Source organism: Nocardia takedensis NBRC 100417 (genome assembly GCF_000308695.1).
Lineage (GTDB): Bacteria > Actinomycetota > Actinomycetes > Mycobacteriales > Mycobacteriaceae > Nocardia > Nocardia takedensis.
Genome location: NZ_BAGG01000253.1, coordinates 16946 through 34901 on the forward strand (window position 1 = coordinate 16946; position 17956 = coordinate 34901).

9 protein-coding genes and 4 pseudogenes are annotated in these 17956 nt (G+C 66.3%); 8 read left to right on the forward strand and 5 right to left on the reverse strand.

Annotated features, from left to right (window positions below):
- Positions 1-50 precede the first annotated feature (50 nt).
- A complete protein-coding gene (locus ON30_RS30810) occupies positions 51-944 on the forward strand; it encodes a DUF4231 domain-containing protein (RefSeq protein ID WP_157183967.1) in 894 nt (297 codons plus the stop codon).
- A gap of 101 nt (positions 945-1045) precedes the next feature.
- Here ON30_RS30810 and ON30_RS30815 read toward each other — a convergent pair whose 3' ends face one another.
- Positions 1046-3913 (reverse strand): toll/interleukin-1 receptor domain-containing protein, encoded by a 2868-nt coding sequence (locus tag ON30_RS30815; RefSeq protein ID WP_083911822.1) that lies wholly within the window; start codon positions 3911-3913, stop codon positions 1046-1048.
- A gap of 238 nt (positions 3914-4151) precedes the next feature.
- Between ON30_RS30815 and ON30_RS41515 the strand changes: the two are divergent.
- Positions 4152-4890 (forward strand): annotated as a pseudogene (locus tag ON30_RS41515) (IS3 family transposase); the annotation flags it as partial.
- Between the two features lie 149 nt (positions 4891-5039).
- Positions 5040-5402, forward strand: a complete 363-nt coding sequence (locus tag ON30_RS40455) for a hypothetical protein (protein ID WP_174387617.1) — start codon at positions 5040-5042, stop codon at positions 5400-5402.
- Between the two features lie 70 nt (positions 5403-5472).
- Here ON30_RS40455 and ON30_RS30835 read toward each other — a convergent pair whose 3' ends face one another.
- Both ON30_RS30835 and ON30_RS30840 read right to left on the reverse strand, forming a co-directional pair.
- Positions 5473-8418 carry a toll/interleukin-1 receptor domain-containing protein gene (locus tag ON30_RS30835; RefSeq protein WP_083911825.1) on the reverse strand — a complete coding sequence of 982 codons (2946 nt, stop codon included), beginning with the start codon at positions 8416-8418 and terminating at the stop codon, positions 5473-5475.
- Between the two features lie 74 nt (positions 8419-8492).
- Positions 8493-8699, reverse strand: coding sequence for a Clp protease N-terminal domain-containing protein (locus ON30_RS30840; RefSeq protein WP_040713235.1), 207 nt, complete (start codon positions 8697-8699; stop codon positions 8493-8495).
- 221 nt (positions 8700-8920) lie between these two features.
- On the opposite strand from ON30_RS30840, the gene ON30_RS30845 reads away from it, so the two are divergent.
- Positions 8921-13081, forward strand: coding sequence for a DUF4062 domain-containing protein (locus tag ON30_RS30845; protein WP_040713236.1), 4161 nt, complete (start codon positions 8921-8923; stop codon positions 13079-13081).
- A gap of 74 nt (positions 13082-13155) precedes the next feature.
- On the opposite strand, the gene ON30_RS40765 is transcribed toward ON30_RS30845, so the two are convergent.
- On the reverse strand, positions 13156-13488 hold the full coding sequence (locus ON30_RS40765) for a transposase (protein ID WP_051030206.1): 333 nt from the start codon (positions 13486-13488) through the stop codon (positions 13156-13158).
- A 15-nt stretch (positions 13489-13503) separates the two neighbouring features.
- Positions 13504-14022 (reverse strand): IS110 family transposase, encoded by a 519-nt coding sequence (locus ON30_RS40770; protein ID WP_051030207.1) that lies wholly within the window; start codon positions 14020-14022, stop codon positions 13504-13506.
- Positions 14023-14468: 446 nt separating this feature from the next.
- Between ON30_RS40770 and ON30_RS39785 the strand changes: the two are divergent.
- The 4 genes and pseudogenes from ON30_RS39785 to ON30_RS30870 form a co-directional block, all read left to right on the forward strand.
- Positions 14469-14723 (forward strand): annotated as a pseudogene (locus tag ON30_RS39785) (transposase); the annotation flags it as partial.
- A 223-nt stretch (positions 14724-14946) separates the two neighbouring features.
- Positions 14947-16019, forward strand: a pseudogene (locus ON30_RS30860) (IS110 family RNA-guided transposase).
- Positions 16020-16033: 14 nt separating this feature from the next.
- Positions 16034-16738 (forward strand): annotated as a pseudogene (locus ON30_RS30865) (IS3 family transposase); the annotation flags it as partial.
- 50 nt (positions 16739-16788) lie between these two features.
- A partial coding sequence (locus ON30_RS30870; protein ID WP_085999444.1) for an IS30 family transposase occupies positions 16789-17956 on the forward strand: 1168 nt, incomplete at its 3' end.

Genomic DNA, 17956 nt, shown 5'->3' on the forward strand with positions numbered 1-17956 from the left:
CACCAGCCCCGTTGCTGTCGAATTGATCACCTATCAGTGATGATGGGGAGGTGCCATCGCCAGCTGTTGTTCCCGCCTCCGCTCTACCTGCCTTGTTTCAGGTCGCCGATTCCGCCTCTGTGCGTGCTCAACGCGCCTACGTGGGCGGAACTCGACGTCGTCTCGTGATGCTGGCCCTCGCCGCAGCAACGGGGATAGTGACGTGGCGGCTGGGTAGCGGCCACGTCGACTTGCTCGGAATCATCGGTGTCGGCGGGTTCCTCGCAGCGATCCTCATAGAGCTGTCGTTGTGGCGGCGACGGCCCGACAAGATCTGGTATGACGGGCGAGCGATCGCGGAGTCGGCGAAGACACTGGCGTGGAAGTACGCCGTGGGCGGACTGCCGTTCCCTATCTCGATGCCCGTCACCGAAGCTACAACGGCACTGCTGGACAAGCTCCGTCGAGTTCGCGAGCAGTTTCCCGATGTCGAACTCGATGCATCCACGGCGCCTGCGATCTCGCAGTGGATGAAGGATCAGCGAGCCAAGCCGTTCGATGAACGCAAGGACCTCTACCTGAACAGTCGAATCAAGGACCAGCAACAGTGGTATGCGGCCAAAGCGAAGTACAATGCCCGCCGATCCGAGCAGTGGCGCGGCTTTCTGATCGGGATCGAGTTCCTCGGCGCGGCGGTCTCGTTGACCACGGCGTTGGTGGACACGTCACTGGTCATTCCACCCACGATCGCCACGATCGCCGGTGCCGTCGTAGCGTGGATCGAAACCAAGCAGCATGACTCTCTGAGTCGGGCCTACTCGGCAGCCAGTATCGACCTCGCGAGTGCTGCGGAGAAGCTGCAACTCGCGGTCACCGAGGATGCCTGGACGAACGAAGTCGATGACGCCGAAGAAGCCATCAGCCGGGAACACGTCGTGTGGCTCGCCACCAGACATCGACTTTGAACTGGCTTACACCAATCTGACACGCGTCCCCGACAATCGCTCGGATTGGTTCGGCGCTGGAGCCGATCGGCCAGTGTCGTTACCTTGTTGCTTGCGGGTTCTCACACGCACAGAGGTTCTGGCAGACGAGCGAGACCGGTGATCGAGAAGACCTCAGATCCGGTCAACGCGCTTCCCGCGGCGGCGCAGGCGGACATGATCAGCGACTCCGCGGCTAGATCGCGTTCGACAAGCCATCCGTCGGTGTCGGAGGAGGCACTGGTGGTCACGGTGATCAGTCGACTGTCGTCCGGGGAGAATACGACGCTGGTTCGCTGGAGGTCCAGATCCTGCAGTGGTGGTAGAGCGAGTGTTGCCAGTGGCAGGCCGAGGCGCAGATCGATCAGATTCACAGAACTGTGCGTACTTTCGGCGACCATCGTGCCCCCGTGATTGCCGACGACCGCGAAATTCACGTCTGAGATGGTCCGTTGCACACGGGTTCCTCGCCGGTCCCAGACCTCCAGCGTGCGGTTGTCTCGGTTGATAAGCAGTTGCGGTCCCGCGAAAACCACCGAAGCGATGTCGTCACGGACGATCGTGCCGACGGTGCGTCCGGTAGCAGTGTCGATGATGTCGACTTGCTCGCTGTTCGGCTCGTCGGGGTGGTGACTGACCATGGCGATGAGATCGGCAGTGGGGGCGATGACGCTGTGCAACTGTCCCGATGTCGGGTTCTTGGAACCTGGCATCTGTGGCGACAGCATGCGGGAAGTTTGTGCGTTGAGGTCGTGGAGATAGATTCTGCCTTCGGTGTCGATGACGACAGCGGTCTGGCGATCTGCGCGGAGCGCCGCTGCTGCGACGGGGACGTTCCCGGGAATTCGCGACGATGGGATGGCCTCGTCTGTTCTGTTCGGCTTCCGGCTGGAATCGATGATCACGGCTCGAGCTTCACCGGTCCACAAAACGACACCGGCGGCCTTCTGGACAACTGGCGAATCGGCCGATCCCGGCGTCACTTGAACGATCAGTGTGCCGTCGTTGACCACTGCTACGCGACGCCCGTCGGGTGACAACGCCAGCGTCGGTCCCTGGCAACCGCGGCAAGTGTAGTGGGCGGGAACGGGAATCTGGCGTGCGAGCCGGTCGATCTGGTCAGCCTTCCACAGCGCGACATTGTTGCCCGATATAGTCAACAACCGGCTGCCGTCGCCGAAGAAGCTGATCGACTCCACGGTGCCGGCGCCGGTGAGCTCGGTCGCCGGTCGCGGCGAGCCGTTCCGCGGGCGCACTTCGCTGATGTAGATGGAGCCTCCGGTGTTGATGGCCACTTTTGTTCCGTCAGCGCTCAGAGCGAGCTTCCCGGGTGGAGCGCTCGTCGGGGCATGAGCGATCAACTGTGTACCGGCGTTCGTCGAATCGCTGTCCCACGGCCGTCGAGTAGTCCATACGGGGATCGAGGAGCCGTCGGTCGCGGCCAGGAATTCGCCGTTCAGCGACGCAGAGGCGACCTGGTGGTGGGTTCCGAGGTGTATGGACGACGAGTCGATCGAAGACCAGGTGCTGATTCTCCGGCGGTCCCAGCCACCCATGAGGGTGTCGAAGAGCAGAATCTCCTGCTCCGAAATGACTGTGACCGTTGTGGTGGCGGTCCGGGGTAGAGGGTCGTCACGAACAATCGCGATCTTGTTCGCCGTGTCGAAGATGGTGATCGACCGTGCATCGTTGGACGGGCTGCTACTACTGATGGCGACCGTCCGTCCGGATGGCGAGACCCCGACGTTGTGAACGATGTGTCCTTGTTGGAGGCCGATCTTTAATGGTGGATGACCCTCGTGCCACAGGATCGCTTTCGTCCGGTCTGTCGCGACGACTACCGTGGCGTCCTGATTCACGGCCAGAGATCGAGCCGGATCGGTAAGGGAACCCACCGACTCCGGCACGCCCGGGCCGGTGGCATCCCAACGTAATACCCGACCATCGGAGTGCGCAGTGACCACGGTCGTCCCGTCGATGCTGCCTACCGCCTGGACGATCGGGGTGTCCGCGGACAGGATTCGCTCCAACTGCGGTACCGCGAGATTGGCGCGGATCAAGGTGGACATGGTCTGCGGGCTCGCGTCGGTGTGGAAAGCGCTGACCGCGAGTTGCAGTGCCGCGCGGAGATTGGTCGACATCAGGCTGTCGGCTGTCGACGCGAGTTGTCTCGACAGCGCGATCCTGGCCTCTTCACGCGCACGATCGCGTTGATGGACTGCGATCGAGCCCGCAACCATCGCTATGACGACGAGCGCTACGAGCGCGGTGACAGCACCGGCGCGGATCCGAGTGAAAGTTCGGTGTGCCCGGACGTCCTCTCCGATCAACTGGAACTTGCTCACACGATGCACCGGCGCGGCCAACGTGGCCACCGCATCAGCGAACTGGGGATCTCGCATGGTCGGTTCGGCGTACCGGTGTCGTCGCAGGTCCACCCACAAGGGTTCGCGGCCCCCGAAGAATCCGCTCAGCGTGACCGGCAGTGCATTGGTCCGCGCCCAGTCGAAGTCACGCGTTCTTTCCGACCAGCGCATTTCACCGTCAGTGACGGCGATCAGCAGGCTGTCACGACTGCGGTGCTGTTGCCAGTAGGCGATTTCTCGTTGTACCCACGGAGAAGTAGCCGACGCGGGCGAGGCCAGCAAGAGCAGGAACCGAGAGGCGGCGAGTGCCTTCTCTATATCGTGCCACAGGTCCGGCGAGGCGGTCAGGTCCGTTTGATCGCGGAACACTCGCAGCGCGTAGGGCCGGCTCCATGCCCTACCGAGGCGAGTGAGCCCGCGCTGTAGATGCGGTGCCAGATCCTCATCGTTGGAACGACTGTAGGAGACGAAGATGTCCAAACCGCTTGTCGCCGAACGCAACTGCTGTTGACGCCGCCAGCCACCGAGAATGGATACGTTCTCGGCTAACGTTCCCGTGTCTGACCACTTCCCCACCGCAACCATCCTGCCGCATGCTCGCGGCGCTGTCACCGGGTCATGGCCTGCCCCACTCGTTGAGTTCCAACTCAGTTTGCTAATTGATGGCCTTCCCGAAAGGCTCACAGACGTGCCGCGCGCCTACCCAACCGAGTTCTGGACCCGCGTCATCGCCCTGGTCCGGGCCGGTGAACCGGCAACCAGACCGCTATCGAACTCGGTATCCACCCGGTCACACTGTCAAAACGGCTGCGCCGAGACGGCCGGGCCGATTCGTGAGGTCCACGTCGCGTAACGAGGCACCTATGGGTGCTCGGCAGATCCACGCCGAACTCACCATGGCGATGGGCATCAAGGTCTGCTCCCGCACCGTGTCGGTGTTGATGACGCTGCCGGCATCCGCGGGCTGCCGGCCTCGCCCCGGGGCAAGAACCTGCGCGGCGTGGTCACCGCGGGCGACCTGGTGAACCGCAAGTTCCATCGGTTGAGGCCGAACGGGTTGTGGGTCACCGATATCACACGACATCCGACCAAGGAAGGGCACGTGGGCGCGCGTACTGCGTGGCGGCACTCGACGCATTCAGTCGCAGGATCGCAGACCGGTCGATCGACTCCCGCCAGGACGCCACCCTGGTGGTCAACGCACTGGACATGGCCATCCGCAATCGCCGCCCGGAACCCAGCGGGATCGGGCACACCGATCACTGAAGCCAGTTCACCTCATGGGTTTTCGGTGACACGATCCGCTCGGCAGGACTTCTCCCGTCCTTCGGGACAGTCGGCGACGGGCTCGACAACGCCATGATCGAATCGTTCTGGCCTCGATGCAGATCGAGCTGCTCGACTGCAAGAAGTGGAAGACCCGCCTCGCACCCGCGAACGCGAATTTCGACTACATCGAGATCTTTTACAACCGCCAACGCCGCCACTCCGCACTGGGCTACCGCACCCCGATCGAGTACAAACTACTCGCCGAGAAGACATCGATCACCGCTGCCAGTTAGCCACCGTGACTGGAACCCGGACGGTGGGGCAGACAAGTTGTAGGTCGGATTGTCCGTCCCGGATCTCCATTCGGACCCGACGGAACGGAGCCCCCGCCCGTGGGCGTCATCGGCGTCGGTCACCACTAAGCACTCATGCCGCGACCGCGGTGGCCCCGGCCACCAACGCCGGTCTCGGCTCGGTCCGGATCGAAGCCGCCCTTGGCCGAGTACCGGCGGTTGATCGCCGGGGCGAAGCGGTGGCCGCGGCGGCGGTGGCGTTTGAGAACGCTGACGTGGTCGGCCGCGACCTCTCACGTTGGCATATCGCCCGCGGCGAGACTGTGCTGGACGTGCCGACCACCGCAACAGCGCGAGTCCGGGAACTCTTCCGCGGTGGCCAGCGCAAGAGCGATCAGATCGACGCCGTAGCGGCAGCCTGTGTTGTCGCCCTGCAGTCCCCGGTGCCACTCGAAACCGCTTACCTCCACGATGGTCGAATTCGGCTGGCGCATATTCGTGCGTCCGGATGACACCGATCGAAACGCGGGTGCGATACGACCGCCGAGCGTCGCATCACCCCTCGATTGCAGTCCCTCTCCTTCATCCCGGGCAGGGAGCGGCAACCTCGATCCCTGACAGATAGCGACCGCGCTCGTCCGCCGTCAGCCGATCACCCCGGACCTTGGCACACAGAGTCCGCTTCCAGCTCGTCACCCCGACCTGCCACCCGGTGATCTCGCTGTTCGCTCCGGAGCCCGTCACAATCCGGAGCATCCCGTCACCGCTTGCCACGAGCCGCTGCGCGACCGTGCTCCCGATCGGCCACCTGGCCAGCACCTGTCCCGTCGCTGCGTCCCAAAGCGTCACCGCCGGGCCGTCCCTGAGCGCGGTGACGACTGCGATGACGGCACCGGTGTCGTCGAACACGGCGACACCGGTAGTCGCCGACGACCAACTGTCCTCGAGAACCCGGCGCACCGCGCCGCTACCGCTGAGGTCGACGAGGTGCACACGGCCCGCGCTGTCCCGAATCGACGCGGTGGTCCGGTCCGCGGCGATCGTGAAGCCGACCAGATCGGCCGTGAGATCGTTGATCGCGAAGTCTCCGGAAATGCCGACCCGCGATGTCTCGACGAACCGTTCGGCAGTCTCGTCCCACTCCTGCACGGTGATGACCGCGGACGTCGCCCTCGTCTCGTCGATCTCCGGAAAATCGAGTACGGCGAGGGTGCGACGGTCCGGACTCAGCGCGAATTGGGATCCGCTGCCGCCGTCCATAGCGAGGGTCTGCACGATCTCCTGAGTCCTGGTGTCGAGCACCACCAGTGGTTCCCCGGCTCCCGACGACACCAGCAGGTGGGTCTCGTCGGCGAGGAAGCGCACCACGCCGTGCCCCCTGAGCGCGACAGCCGCCCGCGAGGTAATCGGCAGGTAGGAGCCCTGCCGCGCTCCGCGGTTGTCCCACAGATGAATCTGGCCGTCGACCAGGATCGCGATTCGGGTGAGATCCGAGTCGGCGTCGACCGCGATGCGCGCGCCGCGCCGGGTGAGCACCGGCCCCGGCAACCTGGCATGCTCCACCCCGGTGGCGAGTTCGCGGACCAGGACTTCGGACCCACCGTCGATCAACCCGATCCGGCCGTCCGCGCTGACCGCCGCAGCCGCGCCCGCCGCGATCCGCTCCTGGTGCGGCCGTCCCGTCCTGGTGTGCAGGACGACGGCACCGTCCTCGCCGATGGTTACCAGCCGCTCACCGTCATCGGAGAGCGCCGTACGGGTGACGACCAGCGGCGCGTGCGGGTTGTTCCATGTCACGGGGGTGCCAGAAGCCGTGTCGTGGAGCGCGAACCCGCCTGCCTCGGTGGTGACGGCCGCGAAGCGATTGTCCGAAGTGGTGGCGAGGTTCATGCCCATGACGCCTGCGGCGGGCACGGTTCGCCGCAGGCCTGCCCGGAGATCCCAGAGCTGGAGTTCGGCCGGAATTCCGACGGCCTCGTTACCCGGTGTCAGCACGACCGCAGTGGTGCCGGACTCGTCCGGATCGGCGAACCCCGTCGGCATTGCGATGATTGGAGCCGGCGGCGCCCACTGCCGCGCCCCAAGGTCGAACCGCTGGTAAGAAGCAGCGCCCGACTCCGCGTCGACCACGTGGAGTGCCGAGTCGTCCGCAGCGAATCGGACGCCCGGAGTCGGACTCGCGGTCGAGTACCTGCCGACCTCGGCGCCCGACGTCGCGTCGATCACGCGGACCAGCCCGTCGTCGTGTTTCCGCTCGGTCGCGGCGACCCAGCGCCCGCTCGCCGAGATCGCCGCCGCAGGCCACCAACTGCCCGCCGCGAAGCTCGCCACCTCCTGCCCGGACGGGACGTCCCAGACCCGGCCGCCGCTCAGCAGCCGATCACCATCGTGATCGAGTGCCAGACTCATCCTCGCGGAATCGGGCACCGTGCCGATCTCCCGAAGTGTCGCCGTGTCGTAGAGGTGGATCAGGTTGTCGTCGGCGGCCTCGTCGAACACGGAGTAGGCGGCGATTACCCGCCCGTCCCCGCTAATCGCAACGTCATTGGCCGGGTAATTCGTCGCCGACCGACCGAGCACCGCCCGATCCGAGGCCGGGGCCAGGTAGCCGTCGAAGTGCGCGGTGGCCTGCACGACTGTGGCGAGCGCGGATCGCGCCTCCGAAGTCGGCTCGACCCGGTAGGCGTGCAGCGCGAGATGGGTGGCCAGCCGTGGATTCGTCGCCACTAGCGCGATCGCCTGCGCTGCGAGAGCGCGCGAACTCGATACCCTGGCACGGTTCTCGGCGATGGTTGCCTGTCGCAGCGCGCTGAATCCCGCCACCAGGGAGGCGACTGTCAGCAGGGCGAGGGCGACTACCGCCGTTCGACGCACCCGCTGCGCTACCCGGTGCTGCCGCTGTTCGTGATCGTCGAGCTTCTTCTTGTCCTCACCCCGCGGTCCCGCCGCCAGTGAAGCCACCGCGCTGCGGAACTCGTCGTCACGCAGGGACGCGCGGTTCTTCATCCGCTCATCGGGATCGCTGCGCGCGAAATTCAGCCCGACCCAGATCGGTTCGCGGCGGAAGTATCCGCTCAGCGTCGTCGGCAACGCCGTCGTTCGTGACCAATCGAAATCGGAACCCTTCCAGGCGACCGCGCCATCGGTGACCGCGATGAGAAAGGTTTCCGAGCTGCGCTTCTGCTTCCAGAATTCGACTTCCTTCCGCACCCAGGGCGAGCGCGCCGATTCCGGTGAGGCGAGCAGTAGGAAATAGCGGGATCGTTCGAGCGCTCGGGTGATTTCCGCATCGAGTGATGTCGCAGCGGCGAGATCACTGTCGTCTCGGAATACGCGAAGCGCCCTCGCTTTGTTCCACGGCTTGGCCAGGCGAGCGAGCGCGCGCTCAAGGTCGCGCGCCAGTTCCCGGTCGGCGCTGTGGCTGTAGGAAACGAAGACATCGATGTCTGCGGCGGGCGAAACGGTCATCGAACCTCCCCTGCTCATGGCATCCGGTGCGGAGACCCGCGTCATGCGCGCTTCGCGCATCACCGAACCGAATCTTCACACTAGCGGCGCGGGCCGCCTATCCGTCGAATCATCGACACCGTCGGCAGGCGCGGTCACCCAATGCGCGCAAGCTCGCTCGCCGCCTTCCTGAGCTTGAGCAGGTCGACGCCCATCGCTTCCAGCGGGGCGGTGGCCTCGTAGTCGTTGGCGAGCAGCGCCACCGGGAGGTGTTCCGCTCCCGCCGCTCGGGCGTTGCTCGCGGCAGCCAACTCGATCGCCAGCGTCACAGCCTGGCGGGCGGTAGCGCTCAGGTCGTCCATTTTCAGCGTTCGTCGACCCTGACGCGATCGGTGTCAGCCACTGCAACTCCGCCGCTGCGCGAGGTCGTCCGCCGCCGTCGCCACGGCGCCCCGATCCAGCAGGAGTGGCACGAGTCCGTGACCTACCCGGCGTGCGTATCGGCTGTCCGCACGACACCGGACGCCTCACGGGGCTGGTATAACCGAGGTTCCGCAGCCCCAAGCGAACCGCAGGAATTCCCGTGCCGGTCATCCCGATCTTCCTCTCGTCCACCTTTCGCGACTTCCACGGCGAGCGCGACGTTCTCGTCGAGCACGTGCGCCCGGTGCTGGACGATGCCGTCGCCCCGTTCGGCTGCCGGGTCGACCTGATCGACCTGCGCTGGGGTGCCGGTGACGACTCACTCGACGAGGAGGCACGGCTTTCCAGGGTGCTCGATGTTTGCTTTGCCGAGATCGACCGGGCCAGGCCGCTTTTCGTCGGGTTGATCGGTCAGCGGTATGGCTGGATTCCGGGGTCGCGACGGGTCGGCCGGATCGCGGCGGCGATCGGGCTGACCGCACCGCACGCCGACTGCTCCGCGACCGAACTCGAATTCGTGTACGGCGCGTTCGACCGGCCTGAGACCGAGGCGGTGTTCTTCGCGCGGGAGATCATCGGCGAGACTCCCCCCGGTTGGGTCGACGCCGACCCGGCCCCCATGGCGCGGCTGCGTGGGCTGGCCGAACGCCACGGGCGGGTCTCGACCTACCGGGTTGCGGCGGACGGCGGCAAGGTCGTCGACCTGGCCGATTTCGAGGCGCTCGCGATTCGCGTACTGAGCGAATTGGTCGTCCGGCGCGCCGAGCTCATGCGCGACACTGCGGTCGACGCGGCGAACGCCGCCGAGCAGCTCTTCTTCCAGGATCGGACTCGGGCGTTCGACGGCAGGGCCGAATTGGTGAATTCGATTACCGCGATACTGGATTCGGCGCGGGGCGTGTGCCTGCTCGGCGAATCGGGGGTCGGAAAATCCGCCGTCTGGTGCGCGGTCGTCGAGCGGTTGCGCGGCAGTGGTGTGCGCGTCGCCGCGCTGCTGCTGGACACCAGCACCGCGGTCAGAACCGAAGCGGGCATCATCAGCCGATCGGCGCTCGACCTCGGCATCGAGCTCGACACCGGTATCTCGCACGAGCAACTGCAGCAGCGCTGGCGCGGCGGGCTGGCCCGGATCGGGCCGTGCGTGCTCGCCATCGACGGCCTCGATACCCTCCCGGAGAACGAGGGCCGGGAGCACCTTCGCTTCCTGCACGATCTTCCAGCGAACGTCACGGTCCTCGTCAGCACGACCGAGTCCGGGCACGCGGCCGCGTTGAGCAGGTCGGGAATCGACACCATCCCGGTCGAACCACTCGCGGCAGGGAACGCACGGGCCGCCGTCGACGCGGTTTGCCGCTCGCTCGGCCGCAACCTGCCACAGGCCGCCGTCGCGGAGCTCACCGCAACCCCGAGGACCGCCCTGTGGCTCCGGCTCGCGATCGGCGAACTGCTCGCGCTGGACGAGGAGGACTACCGGGTGCTGAACGACAGCAGTGACCCGCTGGCCGACCTCACCCGGCTGCTGCTGCGGGCGGTGACGGCGATGCCCCCGACCTCGGAAGCCATCATCGGGCGCATCGCCGACCGCGTCGAGCAGCGCTTCGGCCCTGCGGCCACCGGCGATGTCGTCCAGATCCTCGTGACCTCCCGTTCCGGGCTCGCGCCGATCGACCTGGAGGCCATCACCGGCGTCGATCAGCTGGCGGTCGCCGGGATCCGCCGCGGTCTGCAGGGCATGGTCACGGTGTCGGAATCGGACGGGCGCTCCAGTTTCGCACACAGCCTCGTCCGGCACACGCTGCACAGGCGATACCCGAGTGCCGAATCCGGGCGATCACTGCACGCCCGGATCGCGCGGCACCTCGCGGCAACGCCGAATTCCGACCCGATCGCAGGCGACGACCTGCTGTGGCACCTGTTCCGGGCGGAGGGCGATCCGCCTGCGGGGCCGATGCTCAACAAACTCGCCTACGACACGCCAGCGGGCAGGCGGGCCGGGTGGATCGTGATCGATGCCGCCGGGCAGCGGGCCTTCCGTTCGACATTGAGCGGCATCGGTCCGAGCGGGATGGAGTATCTCAACTGGGTCGCCGGTGAGCACAAACACCTGATGACCCAGGAGGCGCGGCGTACCCTCTCGACTCATCAGTTCGAGGTCGCCGTCGACCTGCTCCAGCAGGCTCCCGCTGAACCCGCCGGTCGGCATCGGGTCGCGAGCGCACTCGAACGGCTGGCCGACCTGGGCCGGACACCGAACGTCCCGGCCGATGCCGAGCTCGCCGCCGCGCGGCGCGGCGTGGAGGTCGCCAGGAGCCTGGCGCCGGAAGGCGACACCGACCCCACCGTCGGACGTGCTATGGCCGCCGCCCAGACCCGGCTCGGTCGAGCAGCGGAGACGATCGGTGACGCGGACCTGGCACGGGAGGCCTTCACCGAGGCGGTCACGATCTGGCGCGGGCTGGTCGACGACCCGCGCGCCGGCGAAATCGCCCGCAGCTGGCTGCAATGGGGACTGCGCGAACTTGCCGCGACAGCAGCAGCTGCCGGCGACCGGGCCTGCGCCCACGAACTCCTGCTCGAGTCTCTGGAGCACGCTCGATGGTCGACTCAGTTCGACACGCCCGCCATGGACAGCAACGTCAGCGATGCCCTGACAGCGCTCGGCGCCGCCGAGGTAGCGCTCGGCGATTACAGCGCTGCCCGCGGCACAGCTGACGAGGCGCTCGCCCTCGCTCGAAAGCTGGTCGCACTGGAGCCGGGACCGCAGTGGAAGGCTCGGCTCGCTCAGGCCCTGCGGCTGGTGGCGCAGATCGAAACGGACACCGGCCGTCCGGAGGCGGCCGAGCCCGCGTACCTGGAGGAGGCGACGGCCTGGCAGCAGGCATCGGATGCCGATCCGCTGCGAATCGATATCCGGCTGATGCAGGTGCAAGCGGTGCGCGGAGCGGCGCGGGCAGCGGCGGCGCAGCAGAAACTTCCCGAGGCAATGCAGTACTTCGCCGAGGCTGCTCGGCTCTCCGACCTCGCGCTCTCGATCGCACCGGAGGACACCGCCGCTCGGGAGTACACGGCCGACACCTACCGGGAGGCAGGACGCTTCCACAAGACGGCCGGTGACTTCGGCATGGCGACGACATTGCTGACGAAGGCGGCCGAGCAGCTTCGGCTCTCGCTCGGCGCGAACCCCGACGACGCATCAGCCGAGGTACTGGCGCTCGCCGCCATCGTCGCCGAACTCGCCGAGAGCGCCGTACGGCTGGGCAACTTCGACTACGCGCGACAGCTCCTCGGCGGGTACCTCTCGTACGCTCGCGCTCAGCTCGCGGCCGCCCCGGACGATTTCCATCTCCGGCAAGCCGTTCTCGTGCTCGGCGGCGAAGCGGGTGACACGGCGTGGGCGAGCGGAGATTTCGCAGGTGCAGTGGATGCACGCGACGAGGCGCTGAAGGTCGCCAGAACGATGCTGGCAGCGGATCCTTCGAGCTCCGCCGCGCAGCGGAATGCGAGCGCGCTTGCAAAAGGGTTGGGTGAGGCCGCCCAGCGACTCGGGCTGTGGCGGCGCGCACGGGATGCCTATTCCGAGGCGCACCGGCTTCTGGCTGGTATGAGGGAGGGCGCCGAGCCCGAGTCCTGGCTACAGCTCGAACTCGCTATCGTCACGAAGGGGATCGGCATCACGTCCCTTTACCTGGAGGATCCCGCCGTCGCCCTGGATGGGTTCGGCGATTCGCGACGACACGCGCTTGCCGCACTCGGCGACGGCGAGCTCGATGACCGCACCGTGTCGCTGCTGTGGAGCGCGGCACTGGGATCGGCCGAGGCCGCGCTGATGTCAGGTGATCGGCGCCATGCCCGTGCGGCGTTGGACGAGGCCGTCCAGCTCGACCGGACACCATACGCCGTGAAGTCGCTGGACAGCGCGGATTACCATACGCTCGCCACTCTGCTGATCCGGTTGGGCGACATCGAGATTAGGGCCAGGAAGTTCTCGGCGGCGGGAACCGCATACGGTGAGGCACCCGAGGCGCTGGAGACCACGCTCCGCCGAACCGGACCCGGCTACGACCCGGCTTCCGTCGTTGCCGCCGCGCACAACGGCATCGCCTACTCGGCATACCTGCAGGGCGACTACCGGGCCGCACGGTCCAGCTTCGAGAAGGCGGTCACAATTCGACGCACCCTGCTCGCCGCGCACCCCGGCAGCCTACCTGCCTTGAAAAGCTTGCAGCAGTCCCTAGTGGGGCTGGCCGAAGCGGCGGCCGAACTCGGAGAGCGCCGGGTCGCCGAGCGTGCCCAGCGCGAACTGCGGGACTTGCAGCGCTGAGTTCCTACCTCGCCCGGAAGTAGCGGCCTCCCAACGTATACACGGTGAATCATTGCTCGGTCTCAGGGTCGGTGTCAGCTACAACCCAGGTCGAGCTGCTGATGGCCTGCACCGGCGACGTAGGCTCTGGTCGGCTCATGATGTTGCATCCGGATGACGGTGCGGTAGAGCGCGGCGTGGGCCGCCACAGTTGAGTCGGTAGCGGATAGTTTGCCGAAGGAGGCCAGGCCCGGGCAGACGCCGCAGAGTTTCGCCCAGGCCGGTTCGGTGCGAATGCGGTCGGGGTTGTCACCGGCGACGATGAGCATTTCCGCGGCGGTGTCGATCCCGACTCCGAACGCGGCGGTCAGTTGCGGAGCGGTCGAGGCGATGAGTTCGTCGAGGAGCTTCTCGTGGGAGATGATCACTTCTTGGAGTTGCTCTCAGCGTCGTGCGATAGCTCGCAGGGTGTGTTTGGTGGCTGCTTGCACGGTGGTGATCGGACCGAGGCGCAGCGCTGCGCAGCGGTGGATCAACGCCATCTTCGACAGCGGCTGTTGCTGTTCGCGGAGTTCGGCGGGCGCGTTCACCAGGATCGATTTCAGCGAAATCACCGCTGCTGTGCGAGCTTTGACCGCGACGTCTTTGGCGACCTTGATCTGACGGATCATCTCGACGCCGTCGACGCTTTTCGGGGTGGCATCGGCCTCTCCGGCGAGTACCGCGCGGGCGGCATTCTCGGCGTCGATGAAGTCGGTTTTGCCGCGAAGGCGCCGGTCGCGGCGATCGGTGCGCATCACCTCGATCACGCCGATATCGGCGCGACGGACCGCGGCGGTGAGTCCTGCCCCGTAGGAGCCGGTTCCTTCGATGGCGAAGATGCGTAGGTGTCTCAGATTAATCGACCAGTCGATGAGTTCCTGGTAGCCGACGCGATCGGCACTGAACTTGTCGGCGGCCACACCACCGAAGTCGTCGAGGGCGACGGCGACGTGGGTGTTTGTGGGTGTCGACGCCGATGACGACTCGACCTCGGCGTGGCGCGTTTGTCATGCTTGTCCGTGCGACCTTTCAGCGGGTTGTCGACGCCGGCCGGTCGGTGGACGGGACTGTGATGGGACCTGGTGAGGTCAGGCTCCTATGAGGTCACTGCCGCCCGGTCGGCACCGAGGTGGTGAAGCCGCCAGGTAGACGACAGATCAACGGCCAGGACACCCAGACCTCGGGGTCAGTCGTAAGCAAGAGCCAGGCCACCAGACGGCCGAATCCATTCTCACAGTCGAAACAATCGCACACGGTACCGAAGGAATGAACCACCCCGGTGAGTCCGGAGACTTCATCTCATGGGAAGGATGGAGTCGTGTCGAGGAGGAAGTACCCGGACGAGTTGCCTGAGCGTGCCGTGTGGATGTTTGGTGAGATCCGTGATCAGCACGGGTCGGAGTGGGCGGCGATGCGGGCGGTCGCCGAGGTGTTGGGTGTGGGTCATGCGGAGACGGTTCGTGGGTGGGTGCGGCAGGCCGAGGTCGACGCCGGTTCACGCGCGGGGGTGACGACCGAGGAGTCCGAGGAGCTGAAACGGTTGCGGCGTGAGAACGCAACGCTCAAGCGCGCCAACGCAACTCTGAAAGCCGCGTCGGCTTTCTTCGCGTCAATGTCAAGATCATGAGTGTCAATGTCAAGATCATGAGTGCCCGGCGGGGTTCGCTCTTTTCTTCGCTGCCCCAGCTGTCGATGCTGGTGGCTTGTCACGATGTGCGGCCTCGCCAGGCCCGACCGGCGAGGTGCGTGGCCTGATAGGAGCGCGCCGCGAATTGCCCGATTGACGCGTGCCCGTCCTCACCTGGTCGCCTGTAATCCAGCTACCCGTCGAGAGGACGAAATCGTTGAGCCATGTCGTTATCGGTGTGGATGCCCATAAGCGCACCCATACTCTGGTCGCCGCCGATCCCCTGGGCCGCCGGTTGGCCGAGAAGACGATCGGGACTACCAGCGAGGATCATTTGAAAGCCGTCGGGTGGGCGACCCAGTGGCCGGGTGCTCGGTTCGCGGTGGAGGACTGCCGACACGTCACACGCCGACTGGAACGAGACCTGCTGGCCGCGGGGTTCGAGGTGGTGCGGGTGCCGACCCAGCTCATGGCCGCCGCCAGGCGCGGCGGCCGGGAGAAGGGCAAATCCGATCCGATCGATGCCCTCGCAGTGGCTCATGCTGCCCTGCGCGAACCCGACCTGCCGACCGCGCGTCTCGACGGCCCGGCTCGCGAGGTGAAACTCTTGTCGGACTACCGCCACACCTTGGTTGTTCAGCGCACCGAGCTGATCAACCGATTGCGGTGGCACCTGCACGAACTGGACCCGAGCCTGGAACTTCCCGCCCGCGGCCTGCGCCGCTACTGCGTGATCGATGACCTCGCGCAGCGACTCACCACCTTCGACGGCCTGGTCGCGCGGATCGCTCGCGACATGACCGCGCAGTGCCGCGCGCTGACCGAGCAGATCAACGATCTCGAACGTCAGCTCCGGGATCGAGTCCGGGTGTTGGCGCCGACACTGCTGGCGGTCCCCGGCTGCGGGGTGCTCTCGGCCGCGGTGATCGTCGGTGAAACCGCTGGAGCGCAACGCTTCCGCTCCAAGGACGCCTATGCGCGGTTCACCGGAACCGCACCCATTCCGGTGTGGTCGGGTGCCACCTCCGGCAAGGTACGACTCAATCGTGGCGGTAACCGGTGGATCAACTGCGCCTTGCATAGATCGCGCTCACCCAGACCCGCGGCTTCGGCTCCGGCAAGACCTACGTCGACAAGCTCAAGTCCCGCGGCAAGACCCGCACCGAAGCGATGCGGCTGCTGCGCCGACGATTGTCCGACGTCGTCTACCGCGCTCTGCTCACCGACGAACGAATAGCCGCAACACAACCCGCGGAATCAACGAAACCGGTTGCGCTTCGGGCGGCTTGACATAGGAGCATCGCCGAGATCGACCGGCCACAACGCTGATATTCGAGTTCATCACTGAACACCAGGGCCGCCGCGCAAGTGGCGGCCTGCTGTGGGGCATCGAGTCGATCTGCGCCGGGCTCACCGAGCTCGGCGTGAAAGTCGCCCCATCGACGTATTACGAACTCCGTCATCGCGCCGTCACGAAACAGCAGCTGCGCGACGAGGAATTGGCCGTGGAGATCGAGCGTGTGCACCGTGAGAATTTCGGTGTGTATGGCGCGAGAATGGTGTGGCTGCAACTGAATCGGGAAGGCATCGTCGTGGCTCGCTGCACCGTGGAGCGGCTCATGCGCCGACTCGGTTTACGAGGCGCGATGCGCGGCAGAGTCGAACGCACCACGATCCCGGACCCGAACGCACCACGGGCGGTGGATCGGGTGCAGCGTAAGTTCGCGCCGGTGGCGTCGAACCGATTATGGGTTGCCGACATCACGTATGTGTCGACGTGGTCGGGATGGGTGTATGTGGCGTTCGTCGTCGACGCCTTCGCGCGGCGCATCATCGGCTGGCGCACGTCCACGTCGATGACCGCGGCGTTGGTGCTCGACGCGATCGAGCACGCGATCTGGACTCGTGAACGCGAGGGCTGGAATGTGACAGATGTTGTGCACCATAATGATCGAGGATCGCAAGGTGGATTCAACCGGTCGTTGCAACACCTTCGAGGTGGAGGTGTGTGGTGGGACGACCGAAGGGTTGGGCAGCGGCGGCGGCCGGTAGGCCGGTGATGCGGTCGCCGGGGCGGCCTCCGGTGGCCCGGCGTGAGCACCGTCAGCGGTTCTGGGCGGCGATCGAGCGTGGAGCCAGTAGCGAAGACGCCGGTGTCGAGGCCGGTGTCTCGTCGGCGGTCGGGAGTCGCTGGTTCCGCCAAGCTGGCGGGGTGTCACCCTCGCCATTCGCAGATCACTCCTCGCGCTACCTGTGTTTCGCTGAACGGGAGGAGATCGCGATCCTGCACGCTCGTGGTCTCGGTGTTCGGGAGATCGCGCGAAATGTGGGCCGGTGCCCCTCGACGATCTCTCGTGAGCTTCGGCGCAATGCCGCGACCAGGGGCGGTTTCCTGCTCTATCGGGCGAGCACGGCGCAATGGCATCGAGACCGCCGCGCCACCCGATCCAGAACAGCCAAACTCGCCGCGAATACCCGTCTGCGGGCCTACGTCAGCGACCGGCTCTCCGGAGCTGTCCGCAACGGCAGGGGCACGGTGCTGGGGCCGGAGACGCGATGGATCGGCCGCAACAAAGCGTTCCGATCCGATCGCCGGTGGGCCAATTCCTGTAGCCCGGAACAGTTCTCGCAACGCCTCCGTCTGGACTATCCCGATGACGAGTCGATGCGCATCTCTCACGAAGCGATCTATCAGGCCCTCTACATCGAAGGGCGGGGTGGGCTGGCGCGGGAGCTGGTGGCGTGTCTGCGCACCGGGCGGGCATTGCGGGTTCCCCGGGCTCGATGCCGTCGACGACGCCACGGATTCGTCACACCCGAGACGATGATCAGCGCCCGTCCCGCCGAGGTCACCGGCCGCGCGGTGGCCGGTCATCGGGAGGGTGATCTGATCGTCGGCTCGAGTAGATCCGCGATCGGCACCCTGGTCGAGCGGACCACCCGATTCACCATCCTGTTGCACCTGCCACCGATGACCGGATACGGCATCGAACCGTCGGTCAAGAACGGTCCCGCCATGGCAGGACGCGGCGCCGCCGCGGTCGCGAAGGCCATCATCTCGGCGCTGCGGCCCCTGCCGCCGTCGCTGCGCCGGACCTTGACCTGGGACCGCGGCAAGGAACTGGCCCGCCACAGCGAACTCACCCGCGCCACAGGGATCGGCGTCTACTTCTGCGATCCCTACAGCCCTTGGCAACGGGGCACGAATGAGAACACGAACGGACTAC